At 50.4% G+C, this 21,713-nt stretch carries 22 protein-coding genes; 16 read left to right on the forward strand and 6 right to left on the reverse strand.

Features of this window, described 5'->3' with window-relative positions; translation table 11 throughout:
• Nucleotides 1-27: 27 nt before the first annotated feature.
• From metG to BCF53_RS06530, 9 genes are all read left to right on the forward strand, one after another.
• The gene (gene metG / locus BCF53_RS06490; RefSeq protein ID WP_132700722.1) at nt 28-2,082 is read left to right on the forward strand and encodes a methionine--tRNA ligase; all 2,055 of its coding nucleotides are present in this window, start codon (nt 28-30) and stop codon (nt 2,080-2,082) included.
• 204 nt (nt 2,083-2,286) lie between these two features.
• A complete protein-coding gene (gene rsxA / locus BCF53_RS06495; protein ID WP_132700723.1) occupies nt 2,287-2,868 on the forward strand; it encodes an electron transport complex subunit RsxA in 582 nt (193 codons plus the stop codon).
• A 3-nt stretch (nt 2,869-2,871) separates the two neighbouring features.
• Nucleotides 2,872-3,465 carry an electron transport complex subunit RsxB gene (gene rsxB, locus BCF53_RS06500; RefSeq protein ID WP_132700725.1) on the forward strand — a complete coding sequence of 198 codons (594 nt, stop codon included), beginning with the start codon at nt 2,872-2,874 and terminating at the stop codon, nt 3,463-3,465.
• Nucleotides 3,462-5,252, forward strand: coding sequence for an electron transport complex subunit RsxC (rsxC, locus tag BCF53_RS06505; RefSeq protein ID WP_132700726.1), 1,791 nt, complete (start codon nt 3,462-3,464; stop codon nt 5,250-5,252). Before rsxB ends, rsxC begins: the two co-directional genes overlap by 4 nt.
• Entirely contained in the window at nt 5,252-6,280 is a 1,029-nt protein-coding gene (gene rsxD, locus BCF53_RS06510) for an electron transport complex subunit RsxD (RefSeq protein ID WP_132700727.1), read from the forward strand. Before rsxC ends, rsxD begins: the two co-directional genes overlap by 1 nt.
• Nucleotides 6,273-6,950: an electron transport complex subunit RsxG gene (gene rsxG, locus BCF53_RS06515; protein ID WP_132700729.1), complete on the forward strand. Its 678-nt coding sequence runs from the start codon at nt 6,273-6,275 to the stop codon at nt 6,948-6,950. Before rsxD ends, rsxG begins: the two co-directional genes overlap by 8 nt.
• Nucleotides 6,947-7,657 (forward strand): electron transport complex subunit E, encoded by a 711-nt coding sequence (locus tag BCF53_RS06520; RefSeq protein ID WP_132700730.1) that lies wholly within the window; start codon nt 6,947-6,949, stop codon nt 7,655-7,657. The genes rsxG and BCF53_RS06520 overlap by 4 nt, the downstream gene beginning before the upstream one ends.
• Nucleotides 7,658-7,686: 29 nt before the next feature.
• The gene (gene nth / locus BCF53_RS06525; protein ID WP_132700731.1) at nt 7,687-8,322 is read left to right on the forward strand and encodes an endonuclease III; all 636 of its coding nucleotides are present in this window, start codon (nt 7,687-7,689) and stop codon (nt 8,320-8,322) included.
• A gap of 90 nt (nt 8,323-8,412) precedes the next feature.
• Complete coding sequence (locus BCF53_RS06530) at nt 8,413-9,345, forward strand: DegV family protein (protein WP_132700733.1); 933 nt, start codon at nt 8,413-8,415, stop codon at nt 9,343-9,345.
• Nucleotides 9,346-9,372: 27 nt separating this feature from the next.
• Here the strand turns inward: BCF53_RS06530 and BCF53_RS06535 are convergent, their stop codons facing one another.
• Both BCF53_RS06535 and BCF53_RS06540 read right to left on the reverse strand, forming a co-directional pair.
• The gene (locus BCF53_RS06535) at nt 9,373-10,380 is read right to left on the reverse strand and encodes a DUF4062 domain-containing protein (protein WP_132700734.1); all 1,008 of its coding nucleotides are present in this window, start codon (nt 10,378-10,380) and stop codon (nt 9,373-9,375) included.
• A 66-nt stretch (nt 10,381-10,446) separates the two neighbouring features.
• Entirely contained in the window at nt 10,447-11,046 is a 600-nt protein-coding gene (locus BCF53_RS06540; RefSeq protein ID WP_132700735.1) for an NUDIX hydrolase, read from the reverse strand.
• 107 nt (nt 11,047-11,153) lie between these two features.
• On the opposite strand from BCF53_RS06540, the gene BCF53_RS06545 reads away from it, so the two are divergent.
• A complete protein-coding gene (locus BCF53_RS06545; RefSeq protein ID WP_132700736.1) occupies nt 11,154-11,684 on the forward strand; it encodes an NUDIX hydrolase in 531 nt (176 codons plus the stop codon).
• Nucleotides 11,685-11,813: 129 nt separating this feature from the next.
• A complete protein-coding gene (locus tag BCF53_RS06550; RefSeq protein WP_132700738.1) occupies nt 11,814-13,190 on the forward strand; it encodes a WS/DGAT domain-containing protein in 1,377 nt (458 codons plus the stop codon).
• Between the two features lie 52 nt (nt 13,191-13,242).
• Here the strand turns inward: BCF53_RS06550 and BCF53_RS06555 are convergent, their stop codons facing one another.
• Complete coding sequence (locus BCF53_RS06555; RefSeq protein ID WP_132700739.1) at nt 13,243-14,133, reverse strand: esterase/lipase family protein; 891 nt, start codon at nt 14,131-14,133, stop codon at nt 13,243-13,245.
• Between the two features lie 6 nt (nt 14,134-14,139).
• Nucleotides 14,140-16,155 carry an SDR family oxidoreductase gene (locus tag BCF53_RS06560; protein WP_132700740.1) on the reverse strand — a complete coding sequence of 672 codons (2,016 nt, stop codon included), beginning with the start codon at nt 16,153-16,155 and terminating at the stop codon, nt 14,140-14,142.
• A 120-nt stretch (nt 16,156-16,275) separates the two neighbouring features.
• On the opposite strand from BCF53_RS06560, the gene BCF53_RS06565 reads away from it, so the two are divergent.
• Entirely contained in the window at nt 16,276-16,974 is a 699-nt protein-coding gene (locus BCF53_RS06565) for an FFLEELY motif protein (RefSeq protein ID WP_132700742.1), read from the forward strand.
• Here the strand turns inward: BCF53_RS06565 and BCF53_RS06570 are convergent.
• Nucleotides 16,941-17,720: a tetratricopeptide repeat protein gene (locus BCF53_RS06570; RefSeq protein WP_132700743.1), complete on the reverse strand. Its 780-nt coding sequence runs from the start codon at nt 17,718-17,720 to the stop codon at nt 16,941-16,943. The two genes, BCF53_RS06565 and BCF53_RS06570, sit on opposite strands and share 34 nt — an antisense overlap.
• A 103-nt stretch (nt 17,721-17,823) precedes the next feature.
• Between BCF53_RS06570 and BCF53_RS06575 the strand changes: the two genes are divergently transcribed.
• Both BCF53_RS06575 and BCF53_RS06580 read left to right on the forward strand, forming a co-directional pair.
• Nucleotides 17,824-18,279 (forward strand): phasin family protein, encoded by a 456-nt coding sequence (locus BCF53_RS06575; protein WP_132700744.1) that lies wholly within the window; start codon nt 17,824-17,826, stop codon nt 18,277-18,279.
• A gap of 192 nt (nt 18,280-18,471) precedes the next feature.
• Nucleotides 18,472-19,665, forward strand: coding sequence for a patatin-like phospholipase family protein (locus tag BCF53_RS06580; protein WP_132700746.1), 1,194 nt, complete (start codon nt 18,472-18,474; stop codon nt 19,663-19,665).
• 9 nt (nt 19,666-19,674) lie between these two features.
• On the opposite strand, the gene BCF53_RS06585 is transcribed toward BCF53_RS06580, so the two are convergent.
• Entirely contained in the window at nt 19,675-20,286 is a 612-nt protein-coding gene (locus BCF53_RS06585; protein WP_132700747.1) for a TetR/AcrR family transcriptional regulator, read from the reverse strand.
• Between the two features lie 123 nt (nt 20,287-20,409).
• Between BCF53_RS06585 and BCF53_RS06590 the strand changes: the two genes are divergently transcribed.
• Nucleotides 20,410-20,745 (forward strand): phasin family protein, encoded by a 336-nt coding sequence (locus BCF53_RS06590; protein ID WP_132700749.1) that lies wholly within the window; start codon nt 20,410-20,412, stop codon nt 20,743-20,745.
• 171 nt (nt 20,746-20,916) lie between these two features.
• Nucleotides 20,917-21,699: a hypothetical protein gene (locus tag BCF53_RS06595; protein WP_132700750.1), complete on the forward strand. Its 783-nt coding sequence runs from the start codon at nt 20,917-20,919 to the stop codon at nt 21,697-21,699.
• Nucleotides 21,700-21,713 lie beyond the last annotated feature (14 nt).

The following is a 21,713-nucleotide window of genomic DNA, read 5'->3' on the forward strand; positions in this document are numbered from 1 at the left end:
ACCCATTCACAAGGAATAATTTCTCGCATGACAGCTCAACGCAAGATACTCGTCACCAGCGCCCTCCCATATGCCAACGGTCAACTGCACCTCGGGCATATGATGGAACAGATCCAAACCGATATTTGGGTTCGCTTCCAGAAAAGCATGGGCCATCAGTGTATGTATGTTTGCGCCGACGACACCCACGGCACCGCTGTTATGCTGCGCGCAGAAAAAGAAGGCTTCACCGCTGAAGAGTGGATTGGCAAAATGAATGCCGACCACAAAGCCGCGTCTGAAGGCTTTCTGATTGCTCACGATAACTACTACAGCACGCATTCTGATGAAAACCGCGAGCTTTCCGAGCTAATTTACAACCGGCTGAAGGCCAATGGCCACATTAAGGTTAAAACGATTCGTCAGCTGTACGACCCGGAAAAAGAGATCTTTCTGGCCGACCGCTTTGTTAAAGGCACCTGCCCTAAGTGTAAGGCAGAAGATCAGTACGGTGACGCTTGCGAAGTCTGTTCGGCAACTTACGAAGCTAACGAGCTGATCAACCCTAAATCGGCCTACACCGGAGCAACACCCGTTGAGAAAGAGTCTGAACACTACTTCTTTGATTTACCCCAGTTCCAGACCATGCTGCAGGAGTGGACCCGATCCGGCACCCTGCAAACCAGCGTTGCCAACAAACTGGCAGAATGGCTCGATTCCGGCCTGCAAGCCTGGGATATCTCGCGCGATGCCCCTTACTTCGGCTTTGAAATCCCCGGTGCGCCAGGTAAATACTTTTACGTTTGGCTGGATGCCCCCATCGGCTATATGGCCAGCTTCCAAAACCTGTGTGCCCGCACTGAAGGCCTGGAATTCGATGACTACTGGGCAAAAGATGCCGATGCCGAGCTGTACCACTTTATTGGTAAAGACATCATCAACTTCCATGCCCTGTTCTGGCCGGCCATGCTGACCAGTGCCGAGTTCAAAACACCGGACGGTGTCTTTGCCCACGGCTACATCACCGTGAATGGCGAAAAAATGTCGAAGTCGCGTGGCACCTTCATTATGGCCAGCACTTACCTGAAGCACTTAAGCCCGGAATCACTGCGCTATTACTACGCTGCCAAACTGGGCCCGGGTGTGGAAGATATCGACCTGAACCTGGAAGACTTCGTACAGCGTGTGAACACTGATCTGGTCAATAAATTCGTTAATATAGCCAGCCGCTGCGCCGGCTTTGTTAAGAAGGCTGGCGGTCAGCTTTCCGACAACATTGCTGAACCAGAGCTTCTGAATCAGGTTTTGGCTGCGAAAGACACAATCACCGGCTTTTATGAGCAGCGCGAATACAGCAAAGCCGTGCGTGAAATCATGGCGTTGGTCGATAAAGCCAACGAGTACATTCAGGCTAAAGCCCCGTGGTCGCTGGCAAAAGAGGAAGGCAAAGAACAGGAAGTACTGGATATCTGTTCAATGGGCATCCATCTGTTCCGGGCCCTGACCATTTACCTTGGCCCTATTCTTCCAGCGCTGAGCGATAAAGCCCGCGCATTCCTCAATGTTGAAAGCCTGAACTTCACCGATGTCGACAACACCCTGACCGGGCACAGCATCAACAAGTTTAAACCGTTGATGACCCGCATCGAAATGAAGCAAATAGAAGCTCTACTGGAAGAAAGCAAAGAAGACGCAGCTCGCGAAAGCGGCAAAAAAGCGCCAGAGAAGACCGTTTCGAAAGAAAACAAAAAGTCTGCTCAGGCCAACCAAAGTGCCGAGCACATTGAGTTCAATGATTTCACCAAGGTCGATCTGCGTATCGCGAAAGTGATTTCAGCCGACCACGTTGAAGGTGCCGATAAACTGCTGCAACTGCAATTGGATGTGGGCAATGGCGAAACCCGTCAGGTGTTCTCTGGTATTAAAAGCCACTACCAACCGGAAGATTTGATGGGTAAAAACCTGGTTCTGGTTTATAACCTGGCACCGCGCAAGATGCGCTTTGGCATGTCGGAAGGCATGGTGCTGGCCGCCGGTGAAGGCAAAGACCTTTGGATTATGGAAGGCAATGGCGACATTCCGCCGGGAACTAAAATCAGCTAAACCACTCTATCTGATATGAAAACTGAGCGGTTCCTAAGGAGCCGCTTTTTTCATTGCGGTCTATAAAAGTAGATTTTTGGTCAGTTCGAGTTAAAAATTACATCGACATTCCAAATAGTTATAAAAATACCCAGCAAACCTTCTTGTGAGGCATATCCAAACTCCCGATAATAGCGTCACAATTTTGGAGTACTGTTTCTTTCGATGAGTGAATACATTCTTCTATTAATAGGCACGGTGTTAGTTAACAACTTTGTGCTGGTTCAGTTTTTAGGGCTATGCCCCTTTATGGGCGTTTCCAATAAGCTTGAAACGGCGATTGGTATGTCTGCTGCAACCACCTTTGTGTTAACGCTGTCTTCTGTTGCCAGTTATGTGGTTTATACATTCCTGCTCCTGCCGTTAGGACTAACCTATTTAAAAACCATCAGCTTTATTCTGGTGATCGCCTTTATGGTGCAGTTCACCGAAATGATGGTACGCAAAACCAGCCCGCTGCTTTATCGCGTACTGGGTATTTTCCTGCCGCTCATTACCACCAACTGTGCTGTATTGGGCGTTGCACTACTCAACATCAGCCGCCAGAACACGCTGATGGAAAGCTTCCTGTATGGTTTTGGCGCTGCTGCCGGCTTCTCGCTGGTGCTGATTCTGTTTGCCGCCATGCGTGAACGCATCAATCTTGCCGACGTTCCCAAACCGTTTCAGGGTGCGGCTATCGGCTTGATCTCTGCCGGCATTATGTCGCTGGCCTTCATGGGCTTTTCCGGTCTGGTTGCGGGGTAACACATGCTTCTGTCTGTTATTACGCTGCTGGTATTGGCAGCTATTTTTGGTGCTCTACTGGGCTTTGCCTCTATCCGCTTTAAGCCGGAAGGCAACCCCATTGTCGAAGAGATTGATAACCTGTTGCCGCAATCGCAATGCGGTCAATGTGGCCACCCCGGTTGCCGCCCTTATGCCGAAGCGGTCGCCAATGGTGAAGAAATTAATAAATGTGCGCCGGGTGGTGAAGCCACCATGCTGGCCATTGCTGATCTGCTTGATGCAGAACCACAGCCACTCGATGCCGAACACGAAGCCGACCCGGTTAAACAGGTAGCGGTGATCAGAGAAGCCGAGTGCATCGGCTGTACTAAATGCATTCAGGCCTGCCCTGTTGATGCCATTCTGGGTGCCGCCAAGCAAATGCATACCGTGATTGAATCTGAATGCACCGGCTGTGATCTCTGCGTAGAGCCTTGCCCGGTTGACTGTATTGATATGGTTCCGGTGCAGACAGACATTAAAACCTGGCACAAAGATAAGCCGAACAGCTACCTGAACCTGATCGCCACCGACAAGAGTGGTTTGTTGATTCCGAACAGCGAGACAGTTGCATGAACCAGCAGGCAAACCTGATTACAACCGGCAAAGTTTGGTCGATTCCCGGCGGCATTCACCCTGCCGAGAACAAATCGCAATCCAACGCTACGCCGATCGAAACCCTGCCGGTGCCTTCAGAGCTGTGGTTGCCACTGACCATGCATATTGGTGCAGAGGCGTTACCAATCGTTAAGGTTGGCGATACCGTCTGTAAAGGTGAACTGATTGCACAGGCGCAAACAGGCATTTCTGCCAGCGTTCATGCGCCCACTTCCGGCCGTATTACCGCCATTAAGCCACACCCCTTTGCGCACGAATCCGGCTTAGATGCGATGGCTATCTGCATTGAAAGCGATGGTTTGGACGCCTGGCGCAAGCAAACTCCATGGAAAGACTGGCAACAGCATTCCGCCGAAGAAATTCTGGAACGCATTCACAATGGTGGCATTACCGGGCTGGGGGGCGCAGGCTTCCCGACCGACATTAAATACCGCAACAAACACGCCGCCGTGCATACACTGCTGGTCAATGCAGCCGAGTGCGAACCCTATATTACGGCCGACGATGTACTGATCCGCTATTACGCCAAAGAGATCCTCATGGGCGCGCAAATCAGCCAAATGCTGTGCAGCGCGGAAACCATCATCATAGGCATAGAAGACAACAAGCCAGAGGCGGCCCAGGCCTTCCGCGAAGCGGCGAAAGAACTGAACTTACCCGTTACCTTAACGGTTGTGCCGACCAAGTACCCTTCCGGTGGCGAGAAACAACTGATTCAACTGACCACAGGTTTGGAAGTACCGGCTAAACGCTTACCAAGCGATGTGGGTGTACTGTGCCAAAACGTGGGCACCCTGCGCCAAATCTACCGCACTGTTGTTCACGATGAGCCGCTGATCAGCCGTATAACCACGGTAACCGGCAAGGCAGTCAATAAACCCGGTAACTATGAAGTACTGATCGGCACCAGCATTGAAACGCTGCTTAATCAGGCTGAAGCACACCTGAAGAAGGCCGAGCGCGTTATTATGGGCGGCCCTATGATGGGCTTCGCCATCCCGGATATTGCGGCACCGATTGTTAAAGCAACCAACTGCATTCTGGCGCCAACAAAGAAAGAGCTGCCTGTTCCTATGTTCGACAACCCCTGCATCCGCTGTGGCATGTGCGAACAGGTGTGTCCGGTTAACCTGCTGCCGCAGCAAATGCTTTGGGCGTCGCGCAACCGCCAGCTGGATAACGCGGCATTGCACAGCCTGCCGGATTGCATTGAGTGTGGTGCCTGCTCGTTCGTTTGCCCAAGCAACATTCCTCTGGTGCAATATTTCCGTTATGCCAAGGGCGAAATTCGCCAGGAAGAACAGGATAACCGAAAAGCAGAGCAAGCCCGCATTCGTTTTGAAAACCGTCAGGCACGGCAGGAACGCGAAAAGATCGAGAAAGAAGAGCGCCGAAAAGCCCGCGCGGAAGCCGCAGCAAAAGCGCTGGCAGCCAAGAAAGAGGCTCAACCGGAAGGTGCGGCCCCGGCAACCGATGCTGAAGACCCAATAAAAGCAGCCCTGGCCCGCGCAGCCGCTAAAAAGCAGGAAAAACAAGCCAGTGCAGCCAGCAAGAGCATTGACGAACTGAAAGCGGATGTCGAAAAAGCCAAAACCAAGCAAGCCAAGGCGCTGGAGCGACTGGCCGAGGCTGAAAAGGAAGGCTCAGAAATGGTTAATGCCCTGCGCAAAGCGGCAGGCAAACTGGAAGAAAAAACAAAGAGCGCTGAGCTCGCGCTACAGCAGGCACAGGAACAATCAAACTAATGCTGTCTAAAACATCTCCGCACATTACAGGTAGTAACTCAGTCGGCAAGGTCATGGTGACACTCTTGTTGACGATGATTCCGGGTTTCGCATGCCTGGTTTATTTCTTCAGCTGGGGCTATCTGGTCAACCTGATACTGGCGTCGGCCACTGCCCTTGCGGTAGAAGCCGCCATCCTGAAAACCCGCAAGCGGCCGGTTCTGTTCTTCCTGAAAGACAGCTCCGCGCTGGTGACCGCAGCCCTGCTGGCCTGCGCACTGCCACCACTGGCCCCCTGGTGGCTGACGGTAACCGGCGCTGCAATCGCCGTAATCTTTGGCAAGCAACTGTTTGGTGGCCTTGGCCAGAACCCCTTCAACCCGGCGATGGTGGCTTACGCCTTACTGCTGGTCTCGCTGCCGGTATTTATGACCACTCGCTGGGCCAATGTTGATCAACCCAGTAGCCTGCTGGAAAGCCTGCAGATCATCTTCAACCTGAGTGCTTCCGGTATTGATGGTATAACCGGGGCCACGCCACTCGATAGCTACAAACAGAATATTGCCCGGCTGACGTCTGCCGATTTACTGGTTGCCCCCCTGTTCAACGGCCAATGGCCAATCGGGTGGGCTCAGGTGAATATTGCGTTTCTGATTGGCGGCCTGGTCATGCTTTGGCGCCGCATTATTACCTGGCATATTCCGGTTTCACTGTTGGCTACGCTGGCCGTTATGGCTCTGCTGTTCAGCCATGATGCCGATGCCAAGGTGCCCGTCTTAATACACCTGCTTTCCGGCTCTACCATGCTGGCGGCGTTCTTTATTGCCACCGATCCGGTATCTGCCGCCACCAGTAACAAGGGTAAACTCTATTATGGCGCGGGCATTGGCCTGCTGATCTACCTGATCCGAACCTGGGGCAACTACCCGGATGCCACCGCCTTTGCCGTACTGCTAATGAACTTCGCTGCACCACTGATTGATCATTACACCCGGCCACGGGTTTATGGCCACACCAATGCAGTAAAGGGGTATAAGAGCGATGACTGATACTGCGCAAATCACACTGGGCGAAGCGATTAGAAAATCGGCGATCGGTTTGGCGATCTTTGCCTTCTTCACGGCCGGCATTATTGCGATTACCCAATCCCTAACCGCCCTGCAAATATCGGAAAACGAAAAGAACTTTGAAGCCCGGCAGTTGCTCTCGTTACTACCCGAAGGTTTTGAAGCAGAACAACTGCTGGAAGGCGCGCGACCGCTGAGTTCGGTTGAAGTGCAACAATTGGAGCTACTGGCCGTAGATGCCAGCGAACCGTTCTTTATCGCCGAAAACCCGGCAGGTGAGGTGGAAGCAATTATTCTGCCGGTCAACGCACCAGAGGGCTATACCGAGAGCATTCGCTTAATCGTTGGTATCAATACCAACGGAGAGGTCATTGGCGCCCGGGTAACCAAGCATAAAGAAACACCCGGGTTGGGTGACCAGGTAGAAATTACAAAATCGAACTGGATTCTGGGCTTTAACGGGAAATCACTCGCTAACCCTGAAGCCGGCCAATGGCAGGTTAAAAAAGACGGCGGCGATTTTGATCAGATGACCGGCGCGACCATTACCCCAAGAGCCATCGTCAAAGCGGTAAAACAGGCATTGGAATTTTACCAGCTGAACCAAACCATTCTGCTCAATGCAGCGCAAAATCAGGGAGCTAACTCATGAGTACTCAGGCTTCAACACTCATCAAAAACGGCTTGTGGAGTAACAACGCCGCACTGGTGCAGATACTGGGCTTATGCCCAATGCTGGCGGTTACCGGTACGGTGGTCAACGCGTTGGGCCTTGGCCTGGCAACCATGGTCGTTCTGGTGGGCTCTAACGTTGCGGTTTCGCTGATCCGGAATTATGTTTCCGAGGCTATCCGCCTGCCCGCCTTCGTAATGATTATTGCCTCTTTCACCACCTGCGCTGAACTGCTGATGCAGGCCTATACCTACGAGCTCTATCAGGTTTTGGGCATCTTTATTCCGCTGATCGTTACCAACTGTACTATTTTGGGCCGCGCGGATGCCTTTGCCCGTAAAAACCCGCTGATACCTTCGATTATCGATGGCCTGGCCATGTCTGCCGGCTTCCTGGTTGTTCTGGTATTGCTGGGCGCTATTCGGGAAGTGATTGGTCAGGGCACCCTCTTTACCAACATGCACCTGATCTTCGGTGATATGGCGCGTAGCTGGGAAATCGAAGTATTTAAAAACTACCCTAACTTCCTGTTTGCCGTGCTGCCGCCGGGCGCATTTGTCGGCCTGGGCTTCCTGATTGCTGCGAAAAACTTTATTGATGATCGCAACGCTAAAAAGAAAGCGGCCATGAAAACCGACGAGCCGGCTGTCTCCAGAAGGGTACGTGTGACCGGCAACGTGGGTTGAGCTGCTGCCCTTACCGTTGAGAAAACTCCATGAATAAAGAGATCCGCACCGAAATTTTCACCCGTTTCCGAAATGAAAACCCGAAACCGGAAACAGAGCTGAATTACAGCAACCCTTTTGAGCTGCTGGTTGCGGTTGTGCTCTCTGCCCAGGCAACGGATAAAGGCGTCAATAAAGCCACCGATAAGCTATTCCCCGTTGCCAATACTCCGGAAGCCATCTATGCACTTGGTGTTGATGGCCTGAAGGAATACATCAAAACCATCGGCTTATTCAATGCCAAAGCCGAAAACGTACATAAACTCTGCAAACAGCTGATTGAGCAGCATAATTCGGAGGTGCCTCAAACACGCGAAGCACTCGAAGCCCTGCCCGGCGTTGGCCGGAAAACCGCGAATGTAGTACTGAACACCGCCTTTGGCCAGCCGACAATGGCGGTAGACACCCACATATTCCGCGTCAGTAACCGCACCAGGATTGCCCCGGGAAAAAACGTTGTAGAGGTGGAAAAGCGCCTGGTACGTCTGGTGCCCAAAGAGTTTTTACTGGATGCCCACCACTGGCTGATTCTGCATGGGCGCTATACCTGCGTTGCCCGCAAACCCAAATGCGGCAGTTGCATCATTGAAGATTTGTGCGAATATCGGGATAAAACGACCGATTAGCGGTTATTTTCTGCCATTTAAAGCGCCAGCCCCCTTAAATTAACAAAAGGTTACAGCTAAACTCCGATTACCTAGTTAAAAGGCCCGCACATGAAAGTAGGCATATTAGTTGATGCAACCTGTGACATCCCGACCTCAATTCTGAGCCGTCACAACGTCACCATATTGCCGACCATGCTGAATCTGAAGACTGAAGCCTTTCCTGATGCTCGCCTGGTAAACGATACGCTCAGCTTTTACAACGAGCGGCCCAACACTGAAATCAATGAAGCCTCGTTCAACTCAGCCGGTTTTGAAGAATTAAAGACTCTGCTGGAAGACAAACTGCTGTATACCTGCGATCACCTGATTTTTATTGCGCCTCACATGAAGCTTTCCAGCACGCTAAAAAACATCCGTGAAGCGTTGTTCGATCTACAACCAAGGTTACAGAGCCTGCGCAGCCAGGCATTGGTAAACACCCCGTTTAAGGTACGGATCATTGAAAGTGAACAGGCCTATGCAGGCTATGGACTGGTGTTATACGAAGCACTCCGGCTACTCAATGAAAAGGCCCGCTCAGCGGACCAGATTAAGGCTCCGCTGGATGACTTTAAACGCACGGTCGAAACTTATATCTTCCCCGGACAGATTAACGACGCCCAACATCACCTTTCAGTGCCACCCTTCAACCAGAGCTGGCTGAACCTGAAGAAACAGCAACTGATGCATTCTCAACCCATCTTTAAGATCGATCAAAACGGCTTCCGCTATATGACCAATATTCGCGGAACCAATCTGGAGAACAGTTTTCTGGAGTTTGTCTACGACTACCTGACCCGCACCAGCCTTGGCAACCATCTGGTTAACATCAGCTACGCGGGCAAGCTTTCTCAGCTGCGGGTGACACCTGCGTTCAAGCAATTACACGAGCATGTAAAAGCCAAGCGCGGGCGTTTGGTCTATTCAAATATGAGCCCCAGCAGCGCGACGCAACTGGGGTTAAGGGCGCTTTCCGTTTCGTTTTCCGGTGACAAGATTTAACAGAGTTCCGGGTGCCAAGGCCGGAAGTTACATGGCCAAAACCAGCTGCTCACCTTTCGGCGTTAGTTGCCAGCGGCCTTCTTTATCAAACTGAATCAAATTCAATTTTTTGAGTTTAAGCTTTATTCGGTCGAACGAAGCTGGATCAATGCGGATATCTGAAACCGCATGACAGCCGGGCCAGGCGAATTTTGCTTTGGTCAGCACAGCCGCCATCAACGGCGAGGTGATCGCCACTTTGACCTTCGATTCCGCCGAAGGTGACAGCAAAGAAACCCCGATATATTCGAACAGCTGCTTAAATTCTATCTGAATAGAATCATCCAGCTGGCGCAACCGCCCTTCACGGAAGGCATTACATTGATACTTCAGCATCAGGGCTTCGCAGTCTTTGAATACCTCGGCAGCATCAATCTGAGCCGGGCTGCTTTTTTGTGACGCCAGCTTGCGGGATAACAGATTGATTTGCTCTTTGAGCTTATCAATCACGCTGGTATCGCTTTGAGCGACCTCACTGCCCGCTTTAACCCAACCACCAGAAGGGTGAGTTTCAAAAACCTCTTCCAGGGCGCGCTCGGCGGCATCTCGGAGGCTCACTTCATCGTTCCAGTAATACACCTGCTTTGATTTAAGCAGATCGATAAAACCCGTTAAACGCTTCTGATCGAACAGATCAAACGATGGTTTTTCATCGCCACGGTAAACCAGGCTGACGATAGGCTTACGCTTAGCCTGCGCAGCTGCATAAACAGCGTGCAGGTAACTGACACCACGTTCACTCAGGGCGCCATATTCACTGCCCACCAGCAGAAACACGTAGTTGGCATCATCAAGGCACTGAAGGTTCAGTTTATGGATATAGTTTTCCGGAACGGACGGGTAAGCCAAGCCATTAGGAATACCACCCTGCCCGAGGATGGCTTCAGAAACGATCTTTCTTTCTTCAAAAAGGTTACGCTCTAATGATGCTAACAACACCAGCATTCGGTTATTTGATAAGGTAACGATAAGACAACCCTTCCCTGTAATGGCCATACTTTTCGGCAGAAAATACTATCACATCGCTATTTTTGCGCCTATAGCCATCATGACCTGTTAGCACTAAAGCAGTTTTGAAAAATCCGGCACTGGCCATTGCGTTCCTTCCACCAGGTTTATCAATTCAAGCAATACCATCGCGGTTAACCCCCAAATGTGCTTATCCTGATAGTAAAAGTGTGGAATGTAGAGCTCCATCGACCCGCGGGTAACCTTTTTAAGCTCTGGAGCCTCTTGCGCAAAGAACTGCCAGGGCACCGTGAATATTTCGGCAATCTCATCATCATTTGCGGTTGTGTTTACCGGCTCATCAGCAACACCCACAATAGGAAACACCTGAAAGCCAGCACGGGAGACAACCGTTGAAAGCTGGCCGACCGATTTAAAAAGGTGCGGTGCAATACCCACCTCTTCATGGGTTTCGCGCAGAGCTGTATGCAGCCGGCTTGCATCCACCTGCTCGCTCATACCCCCAGGAAAGGATACCTCCCCGGGGTGGCTTTTTAAATGGGCAGCGCGCACGGTCAGCAGAACCTCGGGCTCGTCACCCAACAGCATAGGTACCAGAACGGCAGCGTAGCTAGAGGCTTGCGGAACAATTCGTGGCCGGTGCTGATCTAGCGAAGTTATCAGCTTTTGGCGAAATTCAATTGCGTTTGTCATGCGCTAATCATGGCACATTTAGACTGAACTGATGAGATTAAATCGATCACTTTTATCGAATCAGGAATGTTGATACTCTGAACGTCTAATTCTAATGTAAGCCAGAGATGAACTACTGCAGTGTATGTGGCCACAAGGTCACCATTAAAATACCAGAAGATGATCACCGCCCTCGCCACGTTTGCGAGAACTGTAACACCATCCATTATCAGAACCCGAGGCCCATCACCTGTACACTGCCCATCGCACCCGATGGCCGTATTGTATTGTGCCGTCGAAATATCGAGCCACAGAAAGACCTCTGGACACTGCCCGGCGGCTTCATGGAGAACGGTGAAACAACCCTTCAGGGTGCGCTGCGGGAAACCTGGGAAGAAGCAGAAATTCATGCCGAAACCGGCGAGCTGTTAGCCGTGATCAGCCTGCCTGCCTGGGATCAGGTGCATATCTTCTATACCGTGAAAATGGCCGATTACAGCTATTCAACCACGCCTGAAACCAATGAGATCGAACTGTTTGATGAACAGCAAATTCCGTGGGATGAACTGGCCTTCAAAACCGTTGAAAGCGCCCTTAAACACTATTTTCACACCTGCAAAACCGAGCATTTCGTGTTGAGCTCGAGCGTCGCCCCCTAATTCGCCGGGCGGCGATGCCTGCCACCTACCCTTTCTACCAGTGCACGATATTTTCAAACCTCAGACAACCATTTCATTTTGACCTGCTAACCTGTATTTTAAGTGCAACGCATACAGGACCTTCTAAAAATGGACAGCGTTTTTACGAGCGATACCGAGCAAGCCGCCTGCCCGATGGCCAGCGTTGATCACGCCTGGCTAAGAATGGATACACCGGTCAACCCAATGGTCATTAACGCGGTGATCAGTTTTAAACAACCGCTCAACACTGAAGACTGCATCCAACAAATCACCAGCCAGCTACTTTCTAATAAAATCTTTCGCTCCAAGCCGGGTTCTTCGATATACGGAGCGCAATGGCAACAAACGAAGGTCGACGAAAGTTACCATTTTTCGATTTGTCATCAACGCCTGAAGGATGACCAGGCACTGCAGGCACAGGCGACCGATTTCATCAATCAACCTCTGGATCACAACCGCCCATTATGGCGCGTATTGCTCGTCCCCCACTGTAAATCGGGTGGCGCGCTTGTGGTTCGTATCCATCATGCCTATGCCGACGGCATGGCACTGATGAAGGTATTGCTGAAGCTGATGGATGAGCGTGAATTAATTGAATACTATGAAAAACAACAGACAAGCAAACAAAAGAAGCCTCGTAAAAACAGAACCGTAGCGCTGTTTTCCAAACTGCAAAACTACATGCCCGGCAATGGCAAATGGCTGGAAGCTCTCGGCCTTGTCGATGAACTCACGACCGAGCTGCTGAAACTGGGGCTCAGCCCGGGCGAAGAAAACGCCTTCAAAAAACCGGGCTTGTGCGGCAAAAAACAACTGGTGTGGACCAAGCCGTTAAACCTCGACGAAGTTAAAACCATTGCAAAATTTCAGCATGCCAAAGTCAATGATGTTCTGCTCAATTCAGTTTCCGGCGCATTCCGACGCTATCTGAAATCGATTGATCAACTCTCCGCCTGGTCCGAGATGAAGGCGGTAATCCCAGTGGATTTGCGTCAGCATGTAAATGCCAGGGAACTGGGGAATTACTTCGGCCTTGTATTCTTATCGCTGCCTTTGGGAACCGAAGACCCGATTGAACGCTCCAGGCTGTTGCATAAGCGGATGAACGCCCTGAAAGACAGTAAACAGGCCTGGCTAACCTTCCAGCTACTGCAGCTTGCAGGCTATCTGCCTGAAATCATTGAAAAGGAACTGATTCAGCTTTTCAGTAGTAAAGGCTCCATGGTAATGACCAATGTTCCGGGGCCGCAATTCCCGCTGCACCTTTCAGGCAACGAGATTGATCAGATCATGTTTTGGGTGCCGCAATCTGGCAGTATCGGCATTGGCGTAAGCATTCTTACCTACAACAACCATGTTCAGTTTGGTTTGATGACAGATAAACAAATCATCCCCAACCCGGAAAAGCTGATCGACTTTTTCACCGAAGAATTTGAATCTCTGTTGCTGGAAACGCTAATGACAGTGCAATGGCCGAGCGCCTAGTGGGCTGTGCGTAAAGTTCGGTAACTGTTCGCACGGCCCACTAGCTTCATAGCTACAGATCACCGGCTTTTATTTGATTGCACAACAGCTCATGCGCGGTAGTGTTCAGGGTTGCACTCATGTGCCCACGCGCATTGATTGCCAGGCCTGGGCGGTCTATCAATGATAACGACGGCGGTATGACGATGGTATCGTGCGTAGAGTGCAGATAGAAAGTTACGGTTTTGCTGCCATCGTCTCGTGCGTTCAGGTCTTTTAACCATTGGCTGCCGGGTGACATTTGTGCTGCATTTTCAGAATGCGTCATAAGGTGATAAAGCCTGGCAAGCTGTGTACCCTGATAAGGCGTATTCACTGAATAATGCCGAATCGCCTCTTCGCCGCTATCCGCCAGATAGGCTCTCGCCGCAAGGCCGCCCATACTGAAAGAGACCAAAACCAATTCCACCTCTTTATTAAGCGCCCTTACTCGCGCCACTTCGTCAGCAATCTGTGCTGCATAATCGTCGATCGAACCAAAAGGATGTTCAAACTCAACGTAACTGAAGGAAATGCCGTTTGCGGCCAACTGCTTTTCAAAGAAGTGCCAGAAGCCGTTATTGCACATAAAGCCATGCAGCAGAATGACATGCTGCCCTGCAACCTTATGACGATCTGAATTCCCCGGGTGCGCCTTCAGCTGATACCAGGCATACAGCAGTGTAAAACTATAGAACTCGGTCCAGCAGTAAACGACTAATGCCCGCAGCGTCATCCGGTAGTCTTTTTGCGTAAAGGCAACATAAAGGCAAACGCTGGTAATAACCACAAAGCGAATGGCCAGCATACCCCCCAATGCCAAAAACACCCCCGAGACAAAACCCGCCACGGTTAAAAGACTGACAAGATACAGCAGGGAAAACTCTGCCAGATGCCAGATTCTGATCAGGGAGCGAACGGTCATCATTGCTTACCAGTGAACACCTTTCATTAGCGATGCAAACATGAGCTGAGCCGGTGAAGGTTGCGGCGCTTTGGCTTTTTCGCCGGAACCATCCTGCTTTTTACCTTTATCTGCCTCTTTAAACAGGCGGAAAGCGGTATTCATAATCTGCCGCTGAGTTTTAGGTGACAGCGCATGCACAACCTCTGCAAACTTACCAAGCCGGGTCGAAACCCGCTCACTGCGCTTCAGCACCGCCTCGACCACCAGTTCTGCGGCCTCTTCCGGCGTCAGGGCGGGCACATTGTTATACAGCGCGGTGGGTGCAATCATCGGCGTACGCACCAGCGGCATATTTATATTGGTGAAGTGGACCTTATGATCGGCCAGTTCTGCAGCGGCACAACGGGAAAACGCCTCAAGCGCAGCTTTCGAGCCAACATAGGCAGAAAACCTAGGTGCATTACTGAGCACACCGATCGAAGAGATATTTATGACGTGTCCGCCACCCCGCTCTTCCATAAGCGGAATGCTTTTCAACACCATAGAGACCGCGGCAAGATAATTCAGCTGAATAGTCCGTTCGAAATCATGCAGACGCTCCAAAGACTCGGTAACCGGTCTTCTGATCGAGTGACCGGCATTATTAATCAAGTAATCAACGCCTCCCAATTGCGCCTTGATGGAAGAGAACAGGTTATCGACATCCTGTTGCTGGGTAATATCGGCCACGTAGCTGTATACCCGGCCACCGGCTTTTTCAATTTCTGCATGAGCGGCCTGCAGTTTTTCCGGATCCCGCGCGCAGATAATCACCACGGCACCGACCTGTGAAAGCCGCTTTGCCGTGGCTTTACCAATTCCGGATGAACCACCAGTGATAAGAACAACCTTGTGGTTCAGTCGGTCTTCCAGCGTTTTTTCGGTAAACAGTGCTGCATCCAGATTACGTTCCCAATAATCCCATAAGGCGGGCGCGTAGGTTTCCAGATCCGGAACGAAGATGCCGGCCTTTTCCAGCAGTTGCTCAGCCTTGCGGTTATCGTACTGGGTTGGCCAGTTGATGAACCGGAACAGGTCTTTGGGAATGCCCATACTTTCAAGCAGGTCATCCACAATCTCCTTAACCCCTGGAATCGCGGTTAAGTTCTTCCGCAGCATAATGGGGACCAGCTCGACCAGGCGGGCGTTGATCCTTACATCAAACTCCGGGGAATGAGCAGAACGCGCAAACAGATTTAACAGCTGACCAAAGCGCCAGTGCTTTTTATCGGTCAGGTGGAAGGCTTGGCCGTCCTGATCCGGCTCAAAGGCCAGCTGGCTTATTGCATTCACAACGAAATCGACGGGTACCAGGTTAAAATAGCCGCCCTCAAGCCCCAGCAAAGGAAACCAGGGAGGAAGCGCCTGACGAATACTTTTCAGCATATTGAACAGGTAGTACGGGCCATCGACCTTATCCATCTCGCCGGTTTTAGAATCACCCACAACAAAGCTTGGGCGGTAAATCCGATAGGCAAAATCTGTTTGATCACGAACAATACGCTCGGATTCATGCTTGGTTGAAAAATATGGATGGTCCAAACCGGTTGCTTCGGTAAACATATCTTCGCGGAACACACCCGGGTAAAAACCTGCCGCTGCAATCGAGCTCATCAAATGAAAGGTTTTCACCCCAATCTCACGTGCAAATTCAACCGCGTATTGGCTTCCCTGTACGTTCACTGCGTACTGCGAATCTCGGTCCGCTTTTAAATCGTATATCGCTCCAAGGTGAAAAAAGTGATCAACACTACCGGCCATTTGTGCTTTTGCTTCTTCACTGACACCCAGTGCCGGTTCACTTAAATCACCCTGGATAAACTTAACCTTGTCGCGCAGGTGTTCATTGGTTACCGTTTTTTGCAGAACCTTATCGGCTTTTTGCAGCGAAGCTGGCCGAACCAGGATATAGAGGGTGTGAATTTCAGGGCGAGACTCTAATAAACGTGCAACAAGGCGGCGGCCGATAAAGCCGGTACCGCCAGTAATAAACACCTGCATATAACTATCCTTATTTAATCAGTTTTATTTATATTGATTAAAAGCTAGTACCAGACAAAATAAGAGTCAATTTGACAATGACAATATGGCATCAATTACATTGCTTTGAGCACAATCTACATGAGAAAAACGAGTAAACAGTTCGAAAAGGCGATCCACAATCACCTTTCCGATATTCAGAACATCAGGATCACGCCAACGTTCAGGCAACTGCAACGCTGGCAGTCTGAGCGCCTGTTTGACACCCATCGTGAGCTCTATCAGCAACCTAAATTTCAGCCGGCGATGCGCTTTTTTTCTGAGGAGCTGTACGGTACCGAGCACTTCATGCAACGCAATAATGAGTTGATAAAAGCACTGCCACTCATGTGCCGGACGATGCCCGCGCAAATTTTACGGATTGTCGAAAACGCCGCTCTGTTGCAGCGGGTCAGCCTGCAGCTGGATGCGCAACTGCTCACCCACCTGCCCGCCGGTATTTCAATAGAACATTTAACGCTGCAGCAATGGGTACAGGCTTATGCCCAATGCGACAACAGGCCGCAAAGGCAGCAGCAGCTGGATTTAATTGAAAGTATCGGTAATGACCTGGCCGCCATCATTCACATCCCCATGATTACCGCATTGCTAAATTGGGCTGAAAAACCGGCAAAACTGGCGGGTTACGGGGAGATACACCACTTCGTCATTACCGGTTTCAGGGCATTTAAACGGCTGAAAAACCCACAGGATTTTCTGCAGCCGGTTATCAGCAAAGAACGGCAACTCTCCGGCCAGTGGTTTGCTCAGGCTTCATCCAGCTCTTTGCGCGCCAGGTAATAATCCATCGCTTCGAGTGCATCTATCGGCGTGTTTTCGGTGGCCCGCTGATACAGGTTGACCGCATCCTTTAAGCGTTTTTTGCCAAACATTTTTAGCAGGCCGTCAGCAAATTCAGTTATGGCGCTCACCGAATAAGGTGCCAGCTCGATGGCTTTCTGGTAATGCCCGAGCGCGTCATCGGCAGAGGACGAATAGGTCAATTTTGCGGCCATTTTTCCAAGCTTACCGATGATCTCTGCCTGATAGGTACCCAGCGAGGTATGGGCATCGGCATGATCGGGCTCCAGCTGCAGGCACTCTTTAATCGCATGCTGAACCTTACCGGCTAACCCTTCTGCCAATGCCTTGGTAATTGAAATAAATTGTCCGTATCGCCCTAATGCATAGGCCAGCTGGTAATACAGGTTAGCCCTGCTCTCCTGCTCCTCGCGCAGCGCTGTTTCTGCCTGTTGTGCACAGGCTTTCAGGCTTTCTGTCTTCTTTTCCGCATCCGCTTCCAGGTAATAGGCATAGGTTGCGCTGGCTTTCAGGTAAAGGCTGGCGCCACCAGGCAGAACTTTGGCTTTTTCTGCACTCTGCAGATATTCACCATTGTGAAACAGCAGCCAGGCCGCCAGCAGATCTTCATCTTTTGGCCGCGCTTCACAGTCTCCGGCGTGCAGACGGCCCCATTGCTCTTTCATGGATTCCATCGTCAGTGGGGTGAATAGAGGCTTGATATCTTCAAAATTGATCTGAGTCATCCTGATTTCCCTAATAAAGCCGGATTAGTGTGTTTACTCTAATAATCAGGAATAGATTAAAGATGTAGCCCGGTCAAGCGGCTCTCATACAGGAGACAACATCATGTCAAAACTATCTAAAAACAAACTTACCGTTGCAACACAGACAACGAAAGATACCGCTCGTCAGATGTGGATGGCAGGTTTAGGTGCCTTTGTAAAAACCGGTCAGGAAGGCGGTCGACTGTTCTCCAGCCTGGTGGAAGAAGGCGAACAGTTTCAGGAAAAAGTATCCAACAAAGCCACTGATCAGGTGAATGGCACTGTCGATTCGGTAATGACTCAGGCCTCTGGCCAATGGGATAAGCTGGAAGCAATTCTGGAAGATCGCGTCATTAAAGTACTGGATAAACTCGGTGTACCAACAAAAGACGATGTATCTGAACTGATCGAGAAAATCGACAAGCTTCAGGCTGCGGTCGATGGTACTGCAAAGAAAGCACCGGCCACCCGTGCTAAAAAACCAGCAGCGCCTAAAGCAGTAGCCGAAGAAAAAGCAGCGGAAGCAAAAGCTGAATAAAAACTGCCACCACCTAGTGGCGCATGTGCAAAATAAGGTCACTGTTGGCTTCGCAGTTCGATGGGTCTCAGCGTTGGTAAAGCTTGAAAGAGCACCACTATTCCAACGCTTTACCGCCTTAAACTCCATTGAACTGCAGCGCTCCTTAGAGACCGAATTTCCCGCATGAGGCACTAGTGAAGGAGGTGTGTGATGGTTAATCATAAAAAAACGATCGCCCTAGCGTTAGCCGGTGGTGGTCCGCTCGGAGGGCTCTATGAACTTGGAGCCCTTATGGCAATTCAACAGGCCTTACCAACATTAAAACTGCATCAGTTACCGATGTATGTTGGCGTCAGTGCGGGTTCTGTCATTGCATCAGCACTGGCCAACAACTTTGCCATCAATGACATTGCAAAAAATTTGTTGCGGCCACAGGTTGCTGACCACCCTATTCATCCCTCCCTGTTTTATAAACCGGCATGGAAGGAGTATATGGCGCGCCTTTCTCGTTTACCGGCGCTAAGCCTGGAAGCCGTCAGCGACTATTTTGTTCAGCCGGATGATGAAACCCTACTGGAAAGCTTTACCCGACTGAAAAGGCTGCTGCCTTCCGGTTTTTTCAACAATCAGCCCATTGAGCAATACTTACGAAACCTGTTTGAGCAACAGGGTGTGAGCAATGATTTCCGGCAACTGAATTCCCGGTTAATGGTAGTTGCGGCCGATCTGGATAAGGGCAACTCGGTTGTTTTTGGCCAGCATGGCTGGGATGACGTCCCGATTTCAGTCGCGGTACAGGCCTCAACCGCCGTGCCTGGGCTTTATCTACCGGTTAAAATTCACGACCGTTATTTTGTTGATGGCGTCCTCTACAAAACCGTACACGCCTCAGCCGCCATAGATGCCGGTGCCGATTTGGTTATCTGCATTAACCCGGTAGTGCCCTATGAGAACAACAACTTCGACGACACTCGGGCAGAGCAAACGTCGATTAAAAACGAAGGCAGTATCGGCATTATCAGCCAGGCATTACGAGCACTGGTTCATTCGAGATCTACCACCGGTTTCCGGCAGTACGATTCAGATTACCCGGATAAGGACATTCTGCTGTTTGAACCCAGCCCTACCGATGCCGAATGGTTCTTCACCAACGAGTTCAGCTTTAAAAACCGCAGCAGTCTGGTGGAAAAAGCCTACAAGGCGACGCTTCAGGATTTAGCGGGTCGCAGAGAAGCCCTGAATGAAGTACTAGCGGGTTATCGATTAGAAATAACCGAAGAGAGCCTGGTTCCGAACAACCGGGAGATTCTCGAATGCAGAAAACGACGCAGGAAGCTGAGCCCACATATGCTTCAACTGCGAAAATCTCTCAACAAGCTGGAGCAACAGCTCGAAGAGCCTTAAGCCCTTCTGTTATGCCAGCTTCATCAGTTGTTCAACCTGCAGCTGATCACTGGCGCGCAGGTATGGCAGTATTAACCCCAATATTTGCGTCAGGGCGGCCTGTTCTGCGTTTGATTTCAACCTTCCGGCTGGCAACAGCCGGCTGAAATCCTGCCAGAAAAAGGCTATGAAGGTTACCTGCCGAGCCAGGCGCTCGGTATCACCCCGTGTCGCCACCATCACCCCCTGCATTTTCAGGCGGCTGAACACCCCTTTCTGATGCTCTTCCACACTGGCAGTGACCTGCTGCATCAGAAACCGGACGTGCTCAATGTGCTCAACCAGATAATTCTGATTCAAAAAAATAAAGCGATAGCTTTCTGCCAATGCAAACCACCGCAGCCACCAGCTGACCCAATCGTCCAACGTTATTTGCTCAGGCATCGTTAACAGCGGGTCGAGCCGTTGCTGAAACCTTTTTAACAGCTGAACAATCATTTCATCTTTATTTTTATAGTGGTAGTAAAGGTTGCCAACGCTTATATCAGCACCATCAGCAATGCCATTGGTCGTAACCTTGGCAGGACCAAGTTCATTCAGCTGGTTCAGCGCTTCAACCAGAATGCGTTCAGAAGTTTTCACTTACGGCCTGCGAGTCGGTGGGTTGTATTTCTATTAAAGCATGTCAAATTGACATTATTAAAATGCAACCTAACTTTATTAGAGGCTTGGTTAACAATCACATCAGTAAAAACAGGATTAAGTATGAAAAAAGACTCCTTTGCACAGCAGATTTGGTATGCAGGACTGGGTGTTATCGCTCGCGCCGAATCGGAAAACACTGAGTGGCTGCAAGACTTCATCAAAGAGGGAGAAAAGTACGAAGAGGCCCGTATAGACGAGCTAAAAGCCAAATTGAGCCAGTTTGAAGATAAAACCGTTGGCAGCACCAAACGCAAATTTGACGATATTGAAAAAAGCTTTGAATCTAAAGTATCGCAATCACTTTCCAAGGTGGGCTTAATGTCCAAGTCTGAATTTGAGACGCTGAAAGAAAAGCTCGAGCAACTGGAACAGCAAATTAACGACCTGAAAAGCTAGTGGCGCATGCGCGATGCGAGTGGGCCATGCGTAAAGTTCGGTCACTAGAGCCTGATAACGCCCTGATTTGGGAATAATGCTTCATTTAGTTAACAATGCGCCGCTAAACTATAAGCAACTGACTTCCGGTTTTCTTAAATAAACCAATCATACGGCGGATTTAACTGACAGATGGGTTCTACTAACACGCTCTTAACGGTGATTGGCCTGGCAATTCTGGCGTTCATTATTCTGGGGATGCTGATTTCCCAGAGTAACCACCGCGCCAGAAAAGCCAGAAACGAGCAGATCAATCAACTGCAGCTGCAGCAACGCCGCCTGAACAACCTGTTACGCTCATTACCGGCCAGCTACCTCTCGGTTGAATTGCGCGACTTTATCTATCAGGCTTTGCAGCAAAACCTTAAGTCGCAAATTACCCTTGCCAGAAGCAGTAAAGAACACCTCATATCCGATTTGGAGCAGGTGAGCGCCGAACGGCTTCGTGTGCGTGACAACCCTCCTGCAGCAGAAACCCTGAAGCTCACCGCAGATCAGGCAAGCCTATACCGGGGCCTGCTTAAGTCACTTTATCAGTTCATCCGAAGAAACTACGAAACCGGCCGTCTGAATAAAGACCACGCGGAAAAAATTATTAATCAGGTCGAGTTAAAGCTGATTGAGACCGCTGTTGACTACTTCACGCTGATTGGCGGTGAATTTCATGCCGAACAGAAGTACCGGCAGGCCAGAAACGCCTACCAGAAAGCCCTGGATGCCATTGAAGGTTCAATTTACTCATCTCGGTTCAAGCAGCAGACGGTTAAGCTCCGCAATGAACTCAATAAGCTGGTCGATGAATGGCGTGAAAACCGGGATGTGGTCAGTAAGGCTGCGTCTGAAAAACTGGCCGGAGGGTTTGAATCGTTTGTGGAAGAACAGGACAGCTGGAAGAAAAAACAGGACTACGAATAACCACCAGCTGAATG

It is taken from the genome of Reinekea marinisedimentorum (assembly GCF_004341165.1).
Lineage (GTDB): Bacteria > Pseudomonadota > Gammaproteobacteria > Pseudomonadales > Natronospirillaceae > Reinekea > Reinekea marinisedimentorum.